16 protein-coding genes and 1 CRISPR repeat array (1 of these 17 only partly in view) are annotated in these 19376 nt (G+C 70.6%); of the genes, 14 read left to right on the top strand and 2 right to left on the bottom strand.

Translation table 11 applies throughout. From position 1 onward, the window contains the following. Positions 1 to 2141: direct repeats of the CRISPR family, unit length 27 nt; unit sequence GTCCGCCCTGCGCAGCAGGGATGAGCC (it extends 5529 nt beyond the left edge of the window). 477 nt (positions 2142 to 2618) lie between these two features. From cas3 to cas2e, 8 genes are all read left to right on the top strand, one after another. Further along, positions 2619 to 5474: a CRISPR-associated helicase Cas3' gene (cas3, locus tag ACFFF6_RS04465; protein ID WP_376978590.1), complete on the top strand. Its 2856-nt coding sequence runs from the start codon at positions 2619 to 2621 to the stop codon at positions 5472 to 5474. Positions 5475 to 5568: 94 nt separating this feature from the next. Next, positions 5569 to 7239 carry a type I-E CRISPR-associated protein Cse1/CasA gene (gene casA / locus ACFFF6_RS04460; protein ID WP_376978588.1) on the top strand — a complete coding sequence of 557 codons (1671 nt, stop codon included), beginning with the start codon at positions 5569 to 5571 and terminating at the stop codon, positions 7237 to 7239. After that, the gene (casB, locus tag ACFFF6_RS04455; protein WP_376978587.1) at positions 7232 to 7918 is read left to right on the top strand and encodes a type I-E CRISPR-associated protein Cse2/CasB; all 687 of its coding nucleotides are present in this window, start codon (positions 7232 to 7234) and stop codon (positions 7916 to 7918) included. The genes casA and casB overlap by 8 nt, the downstream gene beginning before the upstream one ends. Positions 7919 to 7953: 35 nt before the next feature. Beyond that, positions 7954 to 9096, top strand: coding sequence for a type I-E CRISPR-associated protein Cas7/Cse4/CasC (cas7e, locus tag ACFFF6_RS04450; RefSeq protein WP_376978585.1), 1143 nt, complete (start codon positions 7954 to 7956; stop codon positions 9094 to 9096). Then, positions 9093 to 9809, top strand: a complete 717-nt coding sequence (gene cas5e / locus ACFFF6_RS04445) for a type I-E CRISPR-associated protein Cas5/CasD (protein ID WP_376978582.1) — start codon at positions 9093 to 9095, stop codon at positions 9807 to 9809. The genes cas7e and cas5e overlap by 4 nt, the downstream gene beginning before the upstream one ends. After that, the gene (gene cas6e / locus ACFFF6_RS04440; RefSeq protein ID WP_376978580.1) at positions 9806 to 10501 is read left to right on the top strand and encodes a type I-E CRISPR-associated protein Cas6/Cse3/CasE; all 696 of its coding nucleotides are present in this window, start codon (positions 9806 to 9808) and stop codon (positions 10499 to 10501) included. The genes cas5e and cas6e overlap by 4 nt, the downstream gene beginning before the upstream one ends. Before the next feature lies 1 nt (position 10502). Next, positions 10503 to 11438, top strand: a complete 936-nt coding sequence (gene cas1e / locus ACFFF6_RS04435; protein ID WP_376978578.1) for a type I-E CRISPR-associated endonuclease Cas1e — start codon at positions 10503 to 10505, stop codon at positions 11436 to 11438. Further along, a complete protein-coding gene (gene cas2e, locus ACFFF6_RS04430) occupies positions 11435 to 11779 on the top strand; it encodes a type I-E CRISPR-associated endoribonuclease Cas2e (RefSeq protein WP_376978576.1) in 345 nt (114 codons plus the stop codon). Before cas1e ends, cas2e begins: the two co-directional genes overlap by 4 nt. Positions 11780 to 11794: 15 nt before the next feature. Here cas2e and ACFFF6_RS04425 read toward each other — a convergent pair whose 3' ends face one another. Then, positions 11795 to 12445: a GntR family transcriptional regulator gene (locus ACFFF6_RS04425; RefSeq protein ID WP_376978574.1), complete on the bottom strand. Its 651-nt coding sequence runs from the start codon at positions 12443 to 12445 to the stop codon at positions 11795 to 11797. Beyond that, positions 12442 to 13764 carry an amidohydrolase gene (locus ACFFF6_RS04420; RefSeq protein ID WP_376978570.1) on the bottom strand — a complete coding sequence of 441 codons (1323 nt, stop codon included), beginning with the start codon at positions 13762 to 13764 and terminating at the stop codon, positions 12442 to 12444. Before ACFFF6_RS04420 ends, ACFFF6_RS04425 begins: the two co-directional genes overlap by 4 nt. Positions 13765 to 13894: 130 nt before the next feature. On the opposite strand from ACFFF6_RS04420, the gene ACFFF6_RS04415 reads away from it, so the two are divergent. Genes ACFFF6_RS04415 through ACFFF6_RS04390 form a run of 6 tightly spaced genes read left to right on the top strand, consistent with a single transcriptional unit; the run spans position 13895 to position 19332 of the window. After that, the gene (locus tag ACFFF6_RS04415) at positions 13895 to 14884 is read left to right on the top strand and encodes a nucleoside hydrolase (RefSeq protein WP_376978568.1); all 990 of its coding nucleotides are present in this window, start codon (positions 13895 to 13897) and stop codon (positions 14882 to 14884) included. 28 nt (positions 14885 to 14912) lie between these two features. Beyond that, complete coding sequence (locus ACFFF6_RS04410; RefSeq protein WP_376978566.1) at positions 14913 to 15593, top strand: hypothetical protein; 681 nt, start codon at positions 14913 to 14915, stop codon at positions 15591 to 15593. Next, positions 15590 to 16384 carry an energy-coupling factor transporter transmembrane component T gene (locus tag ACFFF6_RS04405; protein WP_376978564.1) on the top strand — a complete coding sequence of 265 codons (795 nt, stop codon included), beginning with the start codon at positions 15590 to 15592 and terminating at the stop codon, positions 16382 to 16384. Before ACFFF6_RS04410 ends, ACFFF6_RS04405 begins: the two co-directional genes overlap by 4 nt. After that, positions 16381 to 17253, top strand: a complete 873-nt coding sequence (locus ACFFF6_RS04400) for an energy-coupling factor ABC transporter ATP-binding protein (protein WP_376978562.1) — start codon at positions 16381 to 16383, stop codon at positions 17251 to 17253. Before ACFFF6_RS04405 ends, ACFFF6_RS04400 begins: the two co-directional genes overlap by 4 nt. Then, positions 17234 to 18028: an energy-coupling factor ABC transporter ATP-binding protein gene (locus tag ACFFF6_RS04395; protein WP_376978560.1), complete on the top strand. Its 795-nt coding sequence runs from the start codon at positions 17234 to 17236 to the stop codon at positions 18026 to 18028. The genes ACFFF6_RS04400 and ACFFF6_RS04395 overlap by 20 nt, the downstream gene beginning before the upstream one ends. 59 nt (positions 18029 to 18087) lie before the next feature. Then, positions 18088 to 19332, top strand: coding sequence for an MFS transporter (locus ACFFF6_RS04390; protein WP_376978558.1), 1245 nt, complete (start codon positions 18088 to 18090; stop codon positions 19330 to 19332). Positions 19333 to 19376: the final 44 nt, after the last annotated feature.

Below are 19376 nucleotides of genomic sequence, written 5' to 3'. Positions count from 1 at the left end.
AGCTGAGCGGTCCGCCCTGCGCAGCAGGGATGAGCCCGCTCGCCGCGGCATGACCAAGGCGGGCACGACGTCCGCCCTGCGCAGCAGGGATGAGCCCACGATCTACGACATGACCGACCGCGATCTCCGAGTCCGCCCTGCGCAGCAGGGATGAGCCGATGCCGGGCACCTCGTGGACGCGGACGAGCATGTCCGCCCTGCGCAGCAGGGATGAGCCCGGCACCGTGCTCACGGAGATCAGCGGTGTCTTGTCCGCCCTGCGCAGCAGGGATGAGCCCCAGGACACGACGGGCTGCACGACGGTGTTCCGGTCCGCCCTGCGCAGCAGGGATGAGCCCTGGCGCTACCTGCGCAGGGGGCCCAGCTACCTGTCCGCCCTGCGCAGCAGGGATGAGCCGTAGCCGATCTGTGCGAGCTGGTCCCAGTCCCCGTCCGCCCTGCGCAGCAGGGATGAGCCGTCGAACTGCAGGACGCCGCCGCGGAGCTTCACGGTCCGCCCTGCGCAGCAGGGATGAGCCCGATAGCCTGCATGTCCAGTTTCCCTAACGGGGGTCCGCCCTGCGCAGCAGGGATGAGCCGAGGCCGCGAGAGTCACGGGGGAGCGGGAAGGGGTCCGCCCTGCGCAGCAGGGATGAGCCCAGCCGCTGACCGATCAGCATCGAGCCGCGAAGGTCCGCCCTGCGCAGCAGGGATGAGCCCCGGAACGGCGTCTCCGCGGGGTCGACGGACGGGTCCGCCCTGCGCAGCAGGGATGAGCCCGGCACGCAGGCGACACAGATCAGCAACCTGCAGTCCGCCCTGCGCAGCAGGGATGAGCCGGCCGTCGGGGCGAACGAACTGGTCCCTCCGGAGTCCGCCCTGCGCAGCAGGGATGAGCCCCGCTGCAGCGCGCGGACCGTCGCGGAGCCCAGGTCCGCCCTGCGCAGCAGGGATGAGCCGTTCTTCATCTGGGGGAGGACGTCGACCCAGGCGTCCGCCCTGCGCAGCAGGGATGAGCCGCGGTCAGGCCGCCGACCGTCTCCTCGATCGAAGTCCGTCCTGCGCAGCAGGGATGAGCCCATCGCCGTCTTCAGCGCGAGCATCTTCTCGGTGTCCGCCCTGCGCAGCAGGGATGAGCCCCAGTCCGAGTCGGAGAGGTACCCGTCGAGCTGGTCCGCCCTGCGCAGCAGGGATGAGCCCGCAGGCGGGGTCACCTTGCCCGCGGCATCGTGGCCCGCCCTGCGCAGCAGGGATGAGCCCCGACCAACTGTCACACCAACCACGAAGGAGGCGTCCGCCCTGCGCAGCAGGGATGAGCCCCCGACGGAAACGCCGAACGCCTCCTGAAGCTGGTCCGCCCTGCGCAGCAGGGATGAGCCAGACGTCATCGACCTGCGGGGTGCATGCCGCGCTCAGTCCGCCCTGCGCAGCAGGGATGAGCCCGATTTTGGGAGGCGAGCGCTCGAGGGGCCGACGTCCGCCCTGCGCAGCAGGGATGAGCCCACCCGACCCGAGGAGGCCTCCGTGACCGTCCGGTCCGCCCTGCGCAGCAGGGATGAGCCCGTGTCGGTGTTGAAGCCCATGCGCCGGTCGTAGTCCGCCCTGCGCAGCAGGGATGAGCCCCTGGACGACGTCGAGCGGTGCGAGGACATGGCGTCCGCCCTGCGCAGCAGGGATGAGCCCCGGCTCCAGGCCCGCGGGGTCGCCCCCTCAGCGTCCGCCCTGCGCAGCAGGGATGAGCCCCCGAAGGGCCGCGGGGCGTGGAGGCGGTGGAGGTCCGCCCTGCGCAGCAGGGATGAGCCCTCCACCAGCTCGCGCATCCTGCTCGCGCTGTTGTCCGCCCTGCGCAGCAGGGATAAGCCCGAGGACGCAGAGGGGGCCGGCTTGTTCTAGACGTCCGCCCTGTGCAGCAGGGATGAGCCCTCGTCCAGCTTGTCCATCTGCGCGTTCGCCTTGTCCGCCCTGCGCAGCAGGAATGAGCCGTTCGGCAGGAACGTCTCCACGAGCTGAGAGCCGTCCGCCCTGCGCTGCAGGGATGAGCCCAGGTCCCGCTCGCGGCTGCGGCCGCAGGGCATGTCCGCCCTGCGCAGCGGGGACCAGCCGTGCAGCTGCTCCACCTCGCCGCCCGAGCACAAGTCCGCTCTGCGCAACAGAGACGAGCCGCAGCTCGCAGGATCAGATTCCCTGCAGACCCCGTTCTTTCACGATTCGCCTGTCAGCTCCCTCACCGACGGCTATCGTGTCCATAGGCGACGGGGGGGTGTGGTGAGCCGAGGGGGATCGATGCGTCAGCACGTGGGTCATCGATGCGACGAGCCCCCTCGGCTCTGGGTCCGTCCCGGAGAGCCGAGGGAGCTGATGCCGGCAGTGTCGGCATGCGAAGGGCGGTCGGTATCCCCGCTTCGCGGGGCGGACGGTTCCTCTGGCCGTCAGCAACGGCTCACCTCCGCGAAGCGGAGCCGTACCAGCTTGGACCATGCATGGGCATCCTGGGGAGCAGGACCGAGCAGCACACCGGCTACAGCTACTCTTAACTTGCTCATTGCTAGAGGGACTCTGGGGGTTGTCTGTCGATCTGCTTGCACCAGACCCGATTCCCCCGCTAGGCTCCCCGCCACCTGCCCCTTAAGGAGATCTAGATGACAGCGCCGCCCATCTCCGTCGACGACCTGCGCCACTGTCTCTCTGACGCGGCGCGCTCCTTCTGGGCCAAGTCCGGCGACGACCGTGCGCGGGAGACAGGGGATGAGCCGTGGCTCGCTCTCCCGCAGCACATGCTCGACTCCTATGGCGTAGCGCGTCATCTCTGGGTGCACTGGGCACCCTTCTCGGTGCGATCTCGGATCTCGGCGGCGCTGGAGATGCCTGACGAAGACGCTGGGACGGTCGTCGCCTGGCTCGCCGGCGTTCACGACATCGGGAAGGCCGTCTTGTCGTTCCAGGGTCAGCTGCAACCACGACCCGGCTTCGAGAATTTCCTTCAGCGCCTACAGGATGCAGGGCTTCCCATCCAGATGCCATGGGTCGAACGCAACGGCCCCGCGGTTCAGCATGCTCTCGCCTCGAGGGTCCTGGTGCGTGACTGGCTGATCCGCGAAGGTCTCCCGTCTCGAACAGGCCGGATTGCAGACCGCCTCTCCGAGATCGTCGATGCCCATCATGGCGCGCCGTCGCGGGAGGGGCGCCGCACACGCGCCGATCTGGTCATTCAGACCTACGACGGCGCGTGGGCCGCCACGCACCAGGAGCTCCTGGACTTCGTCGCCGATCTGAGCGGGATCCGAGGCGTGCTCCCTCGGCTCCGGGAGCGACGTCGGAAGCCCCTGAACGCTTCGGGGCAGAGCCTCATCACCGGCCTCGTGATCATGGCGGATTGGATCGCCTCGAACGCCGATCACTTCCCGCTCACGATCGATGGCCTGGCCGGGGAGCGGGCCGAGGCCTGTATGGCGGACTTCGAGCTGACCCGCCCTTGGCGCGCGACACCGCCCGGCTCTCACGATGAGGCGCTCGACGAGCACTTGCGAGACAGATTCCGCTGGCCTGCCTCCCATAGGGCACGCCCTGTCCAGAGAGCTGCCGCACAGGCCGCCGCCGCGCTCCGAGGATCAGGGCTCCTCATCATCGAGGCACCGACCGGAGAGGGGAAGACCGAGGCGGCGCTGACCGCCGCCGAGATCCTCGGTGCATCCTGCGGGGCGGGCGGCATCATGGTCGCCGCACCCACGATGGCCACTGCCGATGGCCTGTTCCGGCGGGTGCTCGACTGGGCGCGACGAGCTGGAGGCGACGAGGCGACGTCGCTCTTCCTCGCCCATTCGAAGAACATGCTGAACCGGGATTACCGCGATCTCACGCCCCGGGAGGTCGGCATCGATGAGGACTCCACCACAGCGCAGCCCGATGGTGCGGTGATCGCCTCGCAGTGGCTCTCGGGAAGGAAGAAGGGCATTCTCGCGAATGTCACCGTGGGAACGGTGGATCAGGTGCTGATCATGGCGCTGCAGGCCAAGCACTCGATGCTGCGCCACCTCGGCCTGGCCGGCAAGGTGATCGTGATCGATGAGGTCCACGCCTACGACACCTATATGTCGGAGTACCTTGCCACCGCGCTCCGCTGGCTCTCCCGCTACCGGGTGCCCGTCGTCCTGCTCTCCGCCACGCTCCCAGTCGCCCAGAAGACGCTGCTGGTCGAGGCGTACCGCAGCGAGCTCTCCCATGAGCCGCTGGACGAGCTGTCCACGGAGTACCCGCTGATCACGTCGGTGAGCGCGCAGGGAGTACATGAGACCGTCGTCCCACAGCGGTCATCGGACCTCGAGGCGTCGCTCAGCACCATCGATGACGGGCTCACCGCGCTGGCGGATCGTCTGCAGCAGGAGACCACCGACGGCGGATGCGTGCTGATCATCTGCAACACCGTGCACCGCGCTCAGGACGTCTACCGGTACCTCGAAGACGTCTTTCCCGGCGATGTCGAGCTGCATCACGCAGCGTTCCTCGCCTCGGAGCGAGCCCGCAAGGAGACAACTCTGCGTGAGGTCCTCGGGCCCCAGGCGCGCCGCGGTGACGGCCGGCCGCATCGACGGTTCGTGGTGGCGACCCAGGTGGCGGAGCAGAGCCTCGACATCGACGTGGACCTCCTGGTCACCGACATCGCCCCGATGGACCTGCTGATCCAGCGGATCGGGCGCCTGCATCGCCATGAGCGTCCGGCCGATGATCGACCGAGGAACCTGCAGCACCCACAGGTGCTGATCCGAGGGATCATCTCCCCCGAGACCCCCGAGTTCGATGGAGGAGCCCTGGCGGTCTACGGGGAGGAGATGCTGCTCGCCACCCTCGCCGCCCTCCAGGACGGCCCTCTGGAACACGGCTTCACCCGGCCGGACGACATCGCCGCGCTCGTCCACCGCACGTACAGCGACGCTCCGCCGATCCCGGCCGACTGGAGCGATGCCTGGGACGCAGCCGTGCGAACGGCGCATGAAGAACGGGACAGTGCGCGCAAGCGTTCGGGAACCTATCGGATCCCGCCTCCCGCGGCTGCCGCGTCGCTCGACAGCCTCTTCGCGTACCAGCGCGAGTCCATCGATACCGCTGCCGGGGAGGAGAAGGGCTTCGCCCAGGTGCGCGACAGCGATCCGACGGTGGAGGTGATCCCGATCCTGGCGATGGACGGCGGGTGGTATCGGCCTCTCGTCGGCGGCGCAGGGACCGACCTGAACCCGGATCTGGAACCGCCGCGCCGGGTCGCGCTCGACCTGGCCGCCGCGACGGTGCGCCTCCCGTCCCGGTTCACGCGGTGCGACCCCCATCTCGAGGAGGTCCTGGATCAGCTGGAGCCCCTGACTCCGCGCGGCTGGCAGCAGTCCACCTGGCTGAAAGGTCAGCTCGCTCTGCCGCTCGATGCGCAGCACCGCATCACGGTGCGCGGTCGGATCCTCGCCTACGACGCGGCGCTGGGATTGCATGAGGTGGAGGGAGACGAGTGACCTCCTCCTTCCGAGCAGCGCTCACCCCCGAGCCGACTCCGTATGTCGGGCCCCATCCCTACCGTGCAGGACACGACGTCTCTGAAGGAGTCCCATGGACGACACCGCCTCGTTCTCTCTGATCACCGAACCCTGGATCCGCTGCCAGCTCGCCGATGGCAGCGAGCGGCTGCTCTCGCTGACGGAGGTCTTCGACGGGTCCGTCCGTATCCTCGGGCTGCGCGGGGACTCCCCGACCCAGGACTACGCCGTGCTCCGAATCCTCCTGGCGATCTTCTGGCGGGCGCATCGCCATGAGACCGCGGTGGCACCGGGAGAGACCTTCGAGTTCTTCGACTGGCGGGAGGACACCTGGCTCGATGCCGAGGAGCACGGCCCCGACGATGCGGCGCTCGAATACCTCGAGAAGCACGCTGATCGGTTCGACCTGCTGCACCCGGAACACCCCTTCATGCAGGTGAGGGAGCTGCACACGGCGAAGGGGGGCAGCCTCTCGGCTTCGCGCCTCGTCCCGGAGGCCGAGCAGAGCTACTTCTCGATGCGGGCAGGACAGGGCCTCGAATCCCTGTCCTTGCCCGAGGCGGCACGGTGGCTGATCCACGCACAGGCCTACGACTACTCGGGCATCAAATCCGGTGCGGTCGGAGACGACCGCGTCAAGAATAACAAGGGCTACCCGATCGGCATCGGCTGGACCGGCGCGACCGGCGGCACCACGATCCTCGGCAGAACTCTTCGCGAGACCTTCGTGCTGAACACGGCGCCGGAGGCGCTGGTCTCCCGGGAGGGCGACCAGCCGGTCTGGGAACGCGACCCCGATGGCCCGGCGCAGCGCGCTCGGGTCGAGCCGGCCGGCCCGGCGGACCTCGCCACCTGGCAGTCGCGACGCATCCGGCTCGACGTCACCGACGGCCGCGTCGTGTCCGTCCTCGTGTCCAACGGGGATCAGATCCCGCGGGCCTTCGCGAACGTACTGCATGATCCGATGACTCCGTACCGCTTCAGCAGCAACAAGTCCACGAAGACCGAGGACGTGTTCTATCCGAGGCCCTACGACACGGACCGGATGATGTGGCGCTCCCTCGAACCGCTCCTCGCTCTCGAGGGAGATGTCGACCTCAAGAAGAAGGAGAAGCCCGGCCTCCGCCCCGCGACGCTCGAGGCCCTCGGCAAGGCCAGGCGCGGCAAGCTGGCCGAGGCCCAGCAGCGAGTCTCGATCCGCCTCACCTCTGCGTCCTACGGGCCGCAGCAGTCATCGGCGTCGACCACGGTCGACACGAGGATCGAGATCCCTCTCCGGCTCCTCGACGAGGACTCGCCGCTCCTGCGTCGAGCCGTGCTCGACACCGCCCGGTCGACGATGGACGCGGGTATCGCCCTCGGCTCGTTCGGAGGACGCCTCCTGCTCGCCGCCGGTGGGGACTACACCTTCCAGGCGACGCAGACGGACGCCGTGCTCGCCGACCTCGAGCCGTACTTCCGCCGCTGGCTTCGCTCCTTGGACCCGGCCACGGACCTGGAACCCGCGCTGGCCTCCTGGCAGCGCACGGTCTGGGACATGATCCTCGACCGCGCGAAGGTCCTCCTGCGCGGCGCCGGCCCCAAGGCTCTGATCGGCCGGGAGATCACCCAGAACGATCGCACTCGAACGGAGACCGCCGGCACCGCCTACGCCCAGCTGCAGCGCGATCTGCGCAAGGCGCTCCGCCTCCTGCCCGCTCCGCCGTCCCGCACCGAATCCCCGAAGGAGACCGCCGATGTCTGATCACGAAATGCCGACGCCGTCCGAGGAGGGGAACGACGCCGAGCCGACGACCTCCTCGCTCGAGACGGCTGTCCGACGCTCCGCCTCCCGTCTGCAGGAGCAGTACCTGGGGCGTCGCGGAGACCGGCACCAGGCGGAGGCCCGAGGGCGGCTCGCCGAGCTCCGGCGTCACGCCGGGTTCACACCGATGCAGCGTCCCCTCGCGCTGCAGGCCGTCCTGGATTCCCTGGAACCGCAGTTCGTTCCCGAGGATCTGCAGTATCAGAGGAACAAGGACGAGCCGTCCCCGTCCGAGAAGGCGGCTTTCGACGCGATGACCCTGTTCGCTCTGCACATGCAGTCAGCACGCGCCCCGATGCACATCCCCGGCCGCAGCTTCGGCACCGCGATGGGCATGCTCCGCAGGGGATCGGCCAGCGATTCGCTGAAGCTTCGCTTCGACGCTCTGCTCGCCTCCCGCGATGAGCGCTCCCGCCTGACGCATGCCCGCTCGCTGATCACCCTCCTGCGCGGTGCCGGAATCGGGTTCGACTACGGCATCTTCGCCCGCGACCTCCGCACCCTGTCCGGTCCCCACCGCGCAGGTGTGCTGCTGCGCTGGGGCCGCGACGTCGCCTCGGCCCCTCGCCGCGAACGCGAGGGCGACCTCGACGGCGCACCCGCCGCCCACGCTTCCTGACATCCGAACTTCCGTCTTTGAAAGGACACACCGACATGACCTTCGTTCTCGACATCCACGCCCTCCACACGCTCCCGCCCAGCAACATCAATCGTGATGACACCGGAGCCCCGAAGAGCGCCGTCTTCGGCGGGGTTCCCCGCCACCGGGTCTCCTCCCAGTCCTGGAAGCGAGCGATCCGGAACGATTTCGAGACCAGCCTCGGCCGTGAGCATGTGGGATACCGCACCAAGCGGGTGGCTGATCTCGTGGCCGATCGGATCGTGGCGCTCACCGGGGAGACGTGGGATCGCGAGCGTGCCGATGCCGCCGCGGAGAGCATCTTCACCGCCGCCGGGATCAAGGTCACCAAGCCGACGCCCCCTAAGACCGAGGACCAGGACGAGAAGGCTCGTGGTGCCGAAACCGGATACCTGCTGTTCCTCAGCCCCCGTCAGCTCGAGAACGCGGCCCGTCTCCTCGTGGAGAAGGACGGCCAGAAGCTGACCAAGAAGGAGGCCAAGGAGGTCCTCGACGACAGCCACAGCGTGGACATCGCCATGTTCGGTCGCATGGTCGCCGACGCCTCCGACTTCAACGTCGATGCATCGGTGCAGGTCGCTCACGCGATCGGCATCCACGAGTCCGAGCCGGAGTTCGACTACTACACCGCTGTCGACGACATCGTGGAGGACAACGAGGAGACCGGTGCCGGAATGATCGGCACCACCCAGATGATCTCGTCGACGCTGTACCGCTTCGCGACGATCGATCTCGAATCCCTCACCGAGAACCTCGGCGACGCGGCCGTGGCGCAAGACGCGGCCGCCGCCTTCGTGTCCTCGTTCATCAGCTCGCTCCCGACCGGCAAGCAGAACAGCTTCGCGCACAACACGCTGCCGGAGCTCGTCTACGTGACGTTGCGCGACACCCGTTCCATCTCCCTCGTCAACGCCTTCGAGAACCCGGTCCGTGCCCAGGACGGCGAGAGCCGTCGCGAGAAGGGCGCACAGGCTCTTGCCGAGGAAGCCGCGACCCTGCAGAAGGAATACGGTTTCGAGCCGCTCGAGAGCTTCGTGCTCGGCCTCGGCGACATGACCTCGGCGTTCGAGGGCCTCGCGGCACGCGTGACCCTGCCCGAGCTCGGAGACAAGCTCCGCGAGGCGCTCGCCGCCCATTCCGGGAAGCCGTCCGCGTGACCGCCTCGACGCTGCTCCTCACACTGAAAGGGCCCATGCAGACGTGGGGCGACGCCAGTCGCTTCCGCGAACGGGGCACCGGTCCCTACCCGACGAAATCCGGGGTCGTCGGCATGCTCGCCGCCGCCGACGGTCGCCGCCGCACCGATCCCATCGAGGACCTGGCGGCGCTCACCTTCGCGGTGCGCGTCGACCAGCCCGGCTCTCTGATGAAGGACTTCCAGACCGCACAGCAGTGGCAGACGGGCGGCGACAACTACCTCGTCAGTCGCTACTACCTCGCCGACGCCGTGTTCATGGCCGCGGTCGAGTCCGAGGACCGCGGACTGCTCGAAGGGCTCGCGGAAGCCATGCGGAGACCCCGGTTCCCGCTGTTCCTCGGACGCCGCTCCTGCCCGACGAACCCGGACCTGGTCCACGGCATCGTCGAGGGCACCGCCGTCGACGCGCTCCGAGAGGCTCCCTGGAAGGCGTCCGCAGCGCATCGCCGTCAACGCTCCACGGAGGTCGTCCTGCCGATCTTCCGCGACGCCACCGCCGAGGAGGAACGCCGCGGCGAAGGATTCCCCCGCCAGGACGTGCCGCTCAGCTTCGCGCAGGAGAACCGGAAGTACGGCTGGCGGACCGTCGTCCAGGACCCGGAAGGGGCGCCGATGGCGAACCCGGACGGACGGAGAGCCGATCCGTTCTTCGAGGAGGTGATCTCCGCGTGACCGCGACGTTCACGAGGATCCTGCTGAACCCGCAGAAGCGGGGAGGCCGCACGCTGCTGTCCAATCCGCAGGCGATGCACGCTGCCGTGCGAGCGTGCTTCCCGCCCGATCTCGACGAAAGCCTGGGGCGCATCCTGTGGCGGGTGGATTCGAGCGAGCACGAGCATGTGCTGTACATCGTCGGGCCGGAGGAGCCGGATCGCGAGGTGATCGTCGACCAGGCCGGCTGGGCCTCCCGCCCCGGGGACACCGCGGACTACTCCCCCCTCCTCGACGGTCTGCGCACCGGCCATGAGAGGGCGTTCCGGCTCACCGCGAATCCGGTGCAGGCCCTGCGGCCCGACGGCTCGAAGCGAGGAAAGGTCGTCCCGCACGTGACCCCGGCACAGCAGGTGCGCTGGCTCGTCGAGAAGGCACCGCGCCACGGCTTCGAGATCCGTGATCGCATCACGGAGGGCGCGGACTCACCCGCCGAACCTGACGTGCTGGTGGACCGCAGGACGAACCTCTCCTTCACCCGACGCGACCCGCACTCGGACACCCGTGGGAAGGTCGCGCTGCGCACCGCTCGATTCGAGGGCACGCTCCGCATCACCGACGTCGACGCGTTCCGCGAGACCCTCACCCGAGGGATCGGACGGGGCCGCGCCTACGGATGCGGGCTCATCACCCTCGCACGGCTTCCGCGCTGACATGGCCGGGGTGAAGGGCGCACCGCCGCCGGAACGTGTCGAGCTCAGCCGCGTCTCCGACAGGATCTCCTTCCTGTATGCGGAGCACTGCACCGTGCACCGCGCCGCCAACGCCCTGACGTTGACGGATCAACGGGGGGTGGTGCACGTTCCCGCGGCGTCCCTGGGCGTGCTGCTCCTCGGCCCGGGGACCCGCATCACCCACGGAGCCATGTCCGTGATCGGTGACTGCGGGGTCTCCGTCGCCTGGGTCGGGGAGAACGGCGTGAGGTACTACGCCCATGGGCGTCCTCTCGCGAAGTCATCGCGCATGGCTGAGGCGCAGGCGCGGATCGTCAGCAACCAGCGATCCCGCCTGCGCTGCGCCAGGGCGATGTACGAGATGCGCTTCCCCGGCGAGGACTTCACGACCCTGTCGATGAACCAGCTCAGAGGGAGGGAAGGCGCCCGGATGCGCCGGGTCTACGCCGTGGAGTCGACCCGCACCGGGGTGCCCTGGTCGCGACGCTCCTACGACGCCGCCGACTTCGATTCCGGCGATCCCATCAACAGATCGCTGACCGCAGCCAACGCAGCTCTGTACGGCATCACGCATGCTGTGATCTGCAGCCTCGGCGGAGTGCCGTCCCTCGGTGTCGTCCACAACGGCACCGACCGCGCGTTCGTCTACGACATCGCGGATCTCTACAAGGCAGCCATCAGCATCCCGGCCGCCTTCGACGCCGTCGCGACAGGAGATCCCGAGCCCTCGGTCGCCGTGCGGCGCCTCGTCCGCGATCGCGTCGTCTCCGAAAAGCTCATCCCCCGCATGGTGGGGGATCTCCACACGCTCCTCGGGATCGACGACGATCTGGAACCCGATTTCGGCGATCTCCTGCTGTGGAGCGAGCTCGAGGCCGTTCCGGCCGGGGTGAACTGGGACAGCGACGTCATATGATCACCCTGGTCCTCACCGCATGTCCGCCGGGGCTCCGCGGTGACCTGACGAAATGGCTCATGGAGGTCAGCCCCGGAGTCTTCGTCGGACGCCCCTCCGCCCGGATCCGCGACGAGCTCTGGCTCCGCGTCCTCGAGCAGTGCCGGGACGGAAAAGCGCTTCTCGTGTACTCGATGAACAACGAGCAGGGGCTCGAGTACCGCGTGCACAACCACGACTGGCATCCCGTCGACGTCGACGGCGTGACCCTCATGCTCAGACCCGCGGCCCAGACGGAACCGACTCGCAGCACCGGGTGGAGCAATGCGCGAGCGATGAGGAGAGCGCGTCGACCCCGGTAATGGGCCGGCACCCGATCATCTCCTGGGGAACAGGGCGAGGACGCCCTCGATGGTGCCGCGCCCGTGCTCGCGAAGCGCCTCCTCCGCCGCGGCCGCATCGGCGCGACGCATCGCCGTGAGGATCTCCTCGTGCTCGGAGTGGAGCTGCCCGAGGACGCTGGGGTGGCGCAGCAGCTGCCCGCTGGAGACGAGGGCTCGGCCGCGGGCGAGATCGGCGCCCTGGCGCAGGAGCGGGTTGTCGTGGTGGGAGATCAGCAGCTCGTGGAAGTCGAGGTCGAACTCCTGGGGGTCGGCGTGCGCGGCGATCCGACCGCCCTGACGCGCGACGAGCGCCTCGAGCGTCTCCAGGAGCGCGTCCGTGTCCGGCTGCCGCAATGCAGCGCGCATGGCGATGACGTCGTACTCGCACAGCATCTCCATCGCCTGCGCGAACAGCACCGGATCCCGATGCGGCACCGAGTACCCGGCGTTGACGACCACATCGATGAGCCCGGAGGACTGCAGTGCGCCGAGGGCGGCCTTCACAGGCGTCGGGGAGAGCCCGAGCTTCTCCGCGAGCGGGCGCACGACCAGCCGGCTGCCAGGTGGGAGCTCGCCGTCGAGGATCCAGCTGCGGATCCGGCGATAGGCGAAGGCCGCGGAGCTCGTGGCCTGCTCCTGGGTCATGCCCCGGCCCCCTTCTGCGGCTTCGGGACCGCGTCGGCGTCCTGCGGCTGCTCCGGCCCGCTGCGGATGATCCGCTCCATCCAGGCGAGGGCCACCGGGAGGCAGGACTCGTCCAGGTCGAAGAGCGAATGGTGGTGCGGCGCCGGACTCGACGCGCCGACGACAGCATAGGTGGACTGCCCGCCGCGAGCCTGGACCGCCTCCGCCCAGAGGCTGAGGTCGTCGCTCGCCGGCATGGGGACGCTGCGGTAACGGGTGCCCTCCGTCCGGACCTGCCGCGCCGCGGCGAGGCACCGGTCCACCAGCTCGTCGTCGCACACGAGGGTGGTCGCCTGCCCGGTGACCTCCACCTCGGCCTCGACTTCCCAGGCGAGAGCGGCGCCCTCGACGACGCGCCGCGCCCGCTCCATCAGCTGATCGCATGCCTCGGCGCTGTCGCTGCGCACCTCGGCGCTCAGCTCGGCCCGGTCGGGGACGATGTTGCTCTGACGCCCCGCGTGCAGCGTGCCCACGTTCACGGTGGTCGCCCCGCGCGCGTCGCGCCGGATCGCGAGGATCCCGAGGGTCGCCTGCGCGGCGGCGGCGAGCGCGTTGCGCCCCTCCTGGGGCGCTCCGGCGGCATGGGCGGCAACGCCTCGGAAGGTCACCTCGAACTTCTGCGTGGCCTGCAGGCCATGGGATCCGGCGGCCAGGTCTCCGGCGGGGAGTCCTTCGCCGAGATGGAGGCCGATGAGCTGGTCGACATCGTCCGCGAGGCCGGCAGCGATCATCGGGCGGGCCCCGCGGACGACCTCCTCCGCCGGCTGGAAGAGGATGCGCACCGTCCCGGGGAAGTCCCGGTCGGCGGCGAGCGCAGCGGCCAGCCCGAGGCCGAGGGCGGCGTGACCGTCGTGGCCGCAGGCGTGCATGGTCGGCCAGATCGAGGCGAAGCCCTCGCGGGCGGGCAGGTGCGCGTCGTCGTCGCTCTCCTCGAGGGGAAGGCCGTCGATGTCCGCGCGGAAGGCGGTCACGGGACCGGGGCGGTCGCCGCGGATGTCGAGGACGACGGCGGTCCCCTCGCGGGCGACGCGGCGGGCGAGCTCCGGCTGGATCCCGGCGTCGATCGCGCGCTGAGCGGCAGCGTCGAGCTCCTCGGTCGAGGGGTACCGCGCTGCGGCGCCGGGATCGAGGACCGCGGGGCCGGTCCGCAGCTGCACGCCGGGGAGGTCCGCGAGGGCGGAGAGCTCGCGGCGGATCGTGGCCGCCGTCCACACCTCGGTGAAAGCGAGCTCGGCGTGCGCGTGGAAGGTGCGGCGCAAGGACACGAGGTCTGTGGTCATGCGGGCTCCTCGGGTGCTACGGTGTCGACCCGACAGATTGGATCCAATCCATCTCGTCGCCAACTCTAGACCGGCCGCCCCGGCCTGTCCACGACCCGGCAACGCCGCCGCACCCCCAGGAGCCGCCCCCATGACCGACCCCGCGTCCTCCCCCGTCCCGGTCGTCATCGACACCGATCCCGGGATCGACGACCTGCTCGCCATCTGGGCGGCCTGGGGCTGCCCCGAGCTCGAGGTCCGGGCCCTGACCGCCGTCCACGGCAACATCCCCCTCGAGCTCACCTGGCGCAACCTCCAGCGCCTCACCCGGCAGATGGTCGGCGACGCCGGGACCGCCCCGCTGCTGGGCCGCGGGGCCGCCCGCCCCTGGGGCGAGGCGCGCGGCATGCACGTGCCGGAGATCCACGGCAGGGACGGGCTCGGCGGGATCTCCGAGCGCCTGCCGCCCGAACAGGCCTCCGCATCGGCCCCGGCCCGCGCCCTCGACGTGCATGCCCGGATCCTCGAGGCCGCGGACGAGCCGGTCGCGCTCATCGCCCTGGGACCGCTGACGAACATCGCGACCCTCCTCGCCGCACGCCCCGACCTGCGCGAACGGATCGCACGGATCATCATCATGGGCGGCGGCGACGGGGTGGGGAACACGAGCCCCGCCGCCGAGTTCAACATCGCCGCCGATCCCGAAGCCGCCGAGCGCGTCTTCACCGACGAGGTGCCCGTGACGATGGTCGGCCTCGACGTCACCCACGCCGTCCGCTTCGAGAGGCCATGGCTGGCCGGCCTCGCCGCCGCCGGCCCCTGCGGACAGCTCGCGGCCGCCGCCTGCGAGCCCTACATCGGCCGGCGCGAGCAGCGCGGCATCCGCTGGATGGCACTCCACGATGCGGTCGCGGTCGCGGCGGCCGCCCGCCCCGAGCTGCTCGAGACCCGCCCCGTGACCGTCGAGGTCGACCACGAGCACGGGCCCGGCCGCGGCGCGACCTTCCTGTCCCCCGCCCCATCGCCTGCCCCCGGGCAGGACCCCGCCCCGGTCCCCGGCCGAGCACCGGTCGCCCATGCCCATGACGCGCACGACCAGGCGCTCGTCGACTGGGTCGCCGCCTCGATCGCCCGGATCTGACCGCCCCTCGCCCACCCCGGAGAACCCCATGGATGTCACCGCAGACACCCCGCCCAGGCGCGGCCCCCTCGCCCGGCTCCTCGCCGGCTACGGCCGCCTGACCCTGTTCCTCATCCCGATCGGCATCGCCACGAACTTCATCGGCGGCCAGATCGCCTCGCTGCTCAAGCTGCCGATGCACCTCGACAGCATCGGCACGATCCTCGTCGGAGCCCTGTGCGGGGGCCTGCCGGGTGCGCTCGTCGGCCTGCTCTCGAACCTGATCAACGCCATCACCGCTCCACCGCTGCTGCCCTACGCCCTGGTCAGCATCCTGCTGGGGCTCGCCGCCGGGCTGTTCTCCCGGATCGGTGCGCTGCGCACCGCCGGGAAGGCGGCGCTCACGGTGATCCCCTTCGGCCTCATCGGCGGCGGAGTCGGCAGCCTCATCACCATCGTCGTCTTCGGCGGACTCGGCTCGAGCGGCGTCTCGATCATCATCGGCGCCCTGCACGCGCTGGGCCTGGACCTGAAGCTCGCCGTGTTCGTCTCGACCCTGCCCACGGACTTCCTGGACAAGGCGCTGACCGTCGCCGTGGTCGTGCTGATCCTGCGGCGCATCCCCACGCGCATCCTCGTCAAGGTCCCGCTGGGGCCCCTCTACCTGCACCGTCCCCGGCGGCGCGCGACCCTCACCGTCCCCCACGACGACCTGGCACTGGAGCTATGAGCACCATCGACCCCGCCCTCCTCGCCCGCTACGACCGCCCGCTGACCACCGGCAACCCGGTCCGCGACCTCAACCCGATCACCATCGGCCTGATCCTCGCCTCGATCGCCCTCGCCGGCGTCGCTCTGCCCGGCCTCCTCCCGCCGGCCGCGGCCTGCGTCCTGTACGTCCTCGTCGCCGCGGCGGCGGGCGCCGGCCGCCGCTTCCTCTCCCTGTACGCGAAGCTCTTCGCCGTCGTCGGAGGGATGCTGTTCGCCCTGCGCGCCGTCTTCCTGGACTCCGGGGCGCAGCTGCTCGTGCTCGGCCCCTTCGTGATCTCGAGCGGCGGGGTGCTCCAGGCCGCGCGCTTCAGCCTCGTGGTGATGGCCCTGTGCGGCGCCGTCACCCTGTTCTTCCACCTCACCCCGATGAAGAACCTCATGCTCGCCCTCGAGGCCCGCGGGCTCTCCCCGCGGATCACCTACATCGTGCTCGCCTCCTTCCAGTCGATCATCGACCTGGGGCGCAGCTCCCGCACGGTGATGGACGCCCAGCGCTCCCGCGGTGTCGAGACGGAGGGCTCGTTGCGTGTGCGTGTGAAGGCGTTCGTGCCGGTCCTCGCCCCCGTGTTCCTCGCCGCGATGAACCAGACCGAGGAGCGGGCCGTCGCACTCGACGCCCGCGCGTTCACCTCCCTGCGCACCCACACCCACCTCGCCCGCCTGCGACCCGTGCCCGTCCTCGAGATAGTGCTCGCCGCGGTCTGCGCGCTGCTCGCCCTCGCGGTGCTCGTCGGAAGGATCCTGCTATGAGCCTCGCCCGTCTCCGCGACGTGAGCTTCACCTACGCCTATGCTCCGCGGCCCGCGCTGCGGTCCGTCGACCTCGACCTCGAGCCCGGGCTCCTCCACGGCCTCGTCGGCCCCAACGGAAGCGGGAAGACGACGCTGTGCAGCGTGATCCGCGGGATGATCCCGCACTTCCATCCCGGGGACCTCGCCGGAGGGGTCGAGGTGCTCGGCCGCCCGGCCGCGCACTGGGATCCCGCGGAGCTCGCACGCCGGATCGGCTTCGTCTTCCAGAACCCGTTCAGCCAGATCAGCGGCATCAAGGACACGGTCTTCGAGGAGATCGCCCTGGGCCTCGAGAACCTGGCCGTCCCCCGGGAGCAGATCATCGAGCGGGTGTGCGAGGTGATCGAGCTCGTGGGCATCGGGCACCTGGCCGGGAAGAACCCCAGCGACCTCTCCGGAGGGCAGCGTCAGCTCGTCGCCTTCGCCGCGATCATCGCCATGGACGCCGAGTTCATCGTCATGGATGAGCCCACCAGCCAGCTCGACCCCGAGACCTCCCGCCGGGTCTTCGAGATCATCCGGGCGCTCAAGGACCGGGGAACCTCGATCCTGCTGGTCGAGCACGACATCGACCTGCTGGTCGAGGTCGCCGACCGCCTGGTCCTCATGCACCGCGGGACCGTGCTCGCCCACGGCGACGTCCGGGAGGTCATCGCCTCCGACGCCTTCGACATCGCGCAGATACGACGCCCGGATGTCACCGACCTCGCCCTCACCCTGGCCGCGCGGGGCCGTCCGCTGCCGCGCATCCCCCTGACCCGCGACGAGGCCGCCGCCCTGATCGCCCCGCTCCTGAGGGAGGACCCCCATGCCGATCCAGCTGAATGAGGCCCGCTACGCCTACCCTGACGGGACCGTCGCCGTGGACGGCGTCGACCTGCGGATCGAGGCCGGCGAGCGCGTCGCGATCATCGGCCAGAACGGCGCCGGCAAGACCACGACGGTGAAGATGATGAACGGCCTGCTCAGGCCCAGCAGCGGCCAGGTCGAGATCGACGGCCGCGACACCGCGCAGCACACCACCGCGCAGATCGCCCGCGACGTCGGCTACGTGTTCCAGAACCCCGACGACCAGATCTTCGGCAGCGACGTGCAGGGCGAGCTCGAGTACCTGCCCCGGTCGCTGCGCTGGCCCGAGCAGCGGCGCATCGAGCGGGTGACGCGCGCCGCGGCGATGACCGGGATCGGCGCCTTCCTCGACCTGAACCCCGGGGACCTGCCCTTCGCGATCAAGAAGTTCGTCGCGATCGGGGCGGTGCTCGTGGGCGAGTGCCGCTATCTCATCCTGGACGAGCCCACCGCCGGGCTCGACGGCCGCGGGCTCGCGCTGCTGCGCCTCCTGATCGACCAGCTCGAGGCCGAGGGCGTCGCCGTCATCACGATCACCCACGACATGCGCTTCGTGCGGGACTGCTTCACCCGGGTCGTGGCGATGGCGCACCGGCAGATCATCGCCGATGGCACGGTCGCCGAGGTCTTCGGGGATGATGGCGTCATGCGCGATGCGAAGCTGGAACGACCCGAGATCGGCGAGCTCGCCCGTCGGCTGGGGCTCGCGGACGCCTCCGCGGGGGTGGCGGAGCTGGCCGACCTCCTCGTATGAGCAGGCCCTCTCGACAGGGGGCGGGAGCGTCGGCGGCGGGCCCTCTCGCCTCCCCCGGCATGGCGGCGCTGCTGGCCATGTCGACGCTGGGCTTCGCGGGCTACGCGCTGCTGCTCCCGCTGGCGCCGCTGTGGGCGGTGCACGGCGGAGCCGACGAGTCCGGGGCGGGCCTGGTCAACGCCGTGCTCATGGGAGCGACGGTCGTCGGCCAGCTGGGCGTGCACCCGGCGATCCGCCGCCTGGGCTGGGCGCCCGTGCTGTGCGCGGGCGTGCTCGCCCTGGGGCTGCCCGCTCTGCTGCTGCCGCTGTCCGATGCTCTGCCGGCGGTGCTCGCCGTCTCCGCGCTGCGCGGGATCGGCTTCGCGGTCCTCACCGTCGGCGGGTCGAGCGCCGTCGCAGAGCTGGTCCCTCCCTCCGTCCGCGGCCGGGCCGTGGGTCTGTACGGGCTGTCGATCGCCCTGCCGCAGATGGTGCTCGTGCCGCTCGGGCCCACGCTCACCGCGGTCCTGCCGATCGGGGTCGTGGCCCTGCTGGGCGCCCTGCCCGTGCTCGCCGTGCCGCCCGCCCTGCGCCTGGGTCGGCTGATCACCGCAGGCACCGCTGCCGAACCCGCCGCCGAGTTCTCCGCCCATCCCACCGCCGAGTCCGACGGGCCGCTCCGGGCCTCACCGGGCCCGGCAGCGCCCGACTCCCGGACCGTCGGCTCCCTGCCTGCCCCCTCCCGTCGCCGGGCCCTGCTCCTGCTCGCCCTGCCGTCCCTGTCGCTGCTGGCGATCACCGCCCCCGGCGGGGCGCTGCTGAGCTTCACCCCGCAGCTGGCCCCGGACCTGCGCACCGGCGCGATCGCCCTGTTCGCCTTCACCGCGACCACCACGCTCTCCCGCTGGCTGCTGGGACATGCGGCGGACCGTGTGGGGCCTTTCGGCCTCATCGCGCCGCTGCTCCTGGTGGGCGCGGCAGGTCTCGGTCTCGCCGCCCTCGGTGCGGCCGGGGCGTCTCCGGCCGGCGACTCCGGCGCGCTGATCGCCGGGATGGCCCTCGCGGGCATCGCCTACGGCGGCGTGCAGAACGTGACGCTCGTGGCCGCCTTCGCCCTCGTGCCGCGGCAGCGGGATCTCGCGAGCACCGTGTGGAACATCGGCTTCGACGTGGGCACAGGGATCGGCTCCCTCGCGGTGGGCGCGATCGCGGCGGCCGCCTCGTTCCCCGAGGGGCTCGGCTGGGCGGCCGCCCTCGCTCTCCTCGGCGCGGCCGCGAACCTGCTGCGCTCCCTCGTCCTCCCCCGCCTCAGGTCCTCCCCCTGATCCCGGCACCCCGATCCTGACCACCCCGTCCCCCGGCCGACCCG

Source organism: Brachybacterium hainanense, from assembly GCF_042434575.1.
Taxonomy (GTDB): Bacteria; Actinomycetota; Actinomycetes; order Actinomycetales; family Dermabacteraceae; genus Brachybacterium; species Brachybacterium hainanense.
This window is presented reverse-complemented; position numbering and strand designations above follow the sequence as displayed.

Excerpts from the sequence above, each read along its gene's own strand:
- ACFFF6_RS04395 (WP_376978560.1), top strand. The coding sequence starts at position 17,234 with ATGCCGATCCAGCTGAATGAGGCCCGCTACGCCTACCCTGACGGGACC.
- ACFFF6_RS04390 (WP_376978558.1), top strand. The coding sequence starts at position 18,088 with ATGGCGGCGCTGCTGGCCATGTCGACGCTGGGCTTCGCGGGCTACGCG.
- ACFFF6_RS04425 (WP_376978574.1), bottom strand. The coding sequence starts at position 12,445 with ATGACCCAGGAGCAGGCCACGAGCTCCGCGGCCTTCGCCTATCGCCGG.
- cas7e (WP_376978585.1), top strand. The coding sequence starts at position 7,954 with ATGACCTTCGTTCTCGACATCCACGCCCTCCACACGCTCCCGCCCAGC.
- cas3 (WP_376978590.1), top strand. The coding sequence starts at position 2,619 with ATGACAGCGCCGCCCATCTCCGTCGACGACCTGCGCCACTGTCTCTCT.
- ACFFF6_RS04415 (WP_376978568.1), top strand. The coding sequence starts at position 13,895 with ATGACCGACCCCGCGTCCTCCCCCGTCCCGGTCGTCATCGACACCGAT.
- casA (WP_376978588.1), top strand. The coding sequence starts at position 5,569 with ATGGACGACACCGCCTCGTTCTCTCTGATCACCGAACCCTGGATCCGC.
- cas2e (WP_376978576.1), top strand. The coding sequence starts at position 11,435 with ATGATCACCCTGGTCCTCACCGCATGTCCGCCGGGGCTCCGCGGTGAC.
- cas1e (WP_376978578.1), top strand. The coding sequence starts at position 10,503 with ATGGCCGGGGTGAAGGGCGCACCGCCGCCGGAACGTGTCGAGCTCAGC.
- ACFFF6_RS04420 (WP_376978570.1), bottom strand. The coding sequence starts at position 13,764 with ATGACCACAGACCTCGTGTCCTTGCGCCGCACCTTCCACGCGCACGCC.
- ACFFF6_RS04400 (WP_376978562.1), top strand. The coding sequence starts at position 16,381 with ATGAGCCTCGCCCGTCTCCGCGACGTGAGCTTCACCTACGCCTATGCT.
- casB (WP_376978587.1), top strand. The coding sequence starts at position 7,232 with ATGTCTGATCACGAAATGCCGACGCCGTCCGAGGAGGGGAACGACGCC.
- ACFFF6_RS04405 (WP_376978564.1), top strand. The coding sequence starts at position 15,590 with ATGAGCACCATCGACCCCGCCCTCCTCGCCCGCTACGACCGCCCGCTG.
- ACFFF6_RS04410 (WP_376978566.1), top strand. The coding sequence starts at position 14,913 with ATGGATGTCACCGCAGACACCCCGCCCAGGCGCGGCCCCCTCGCCCGG.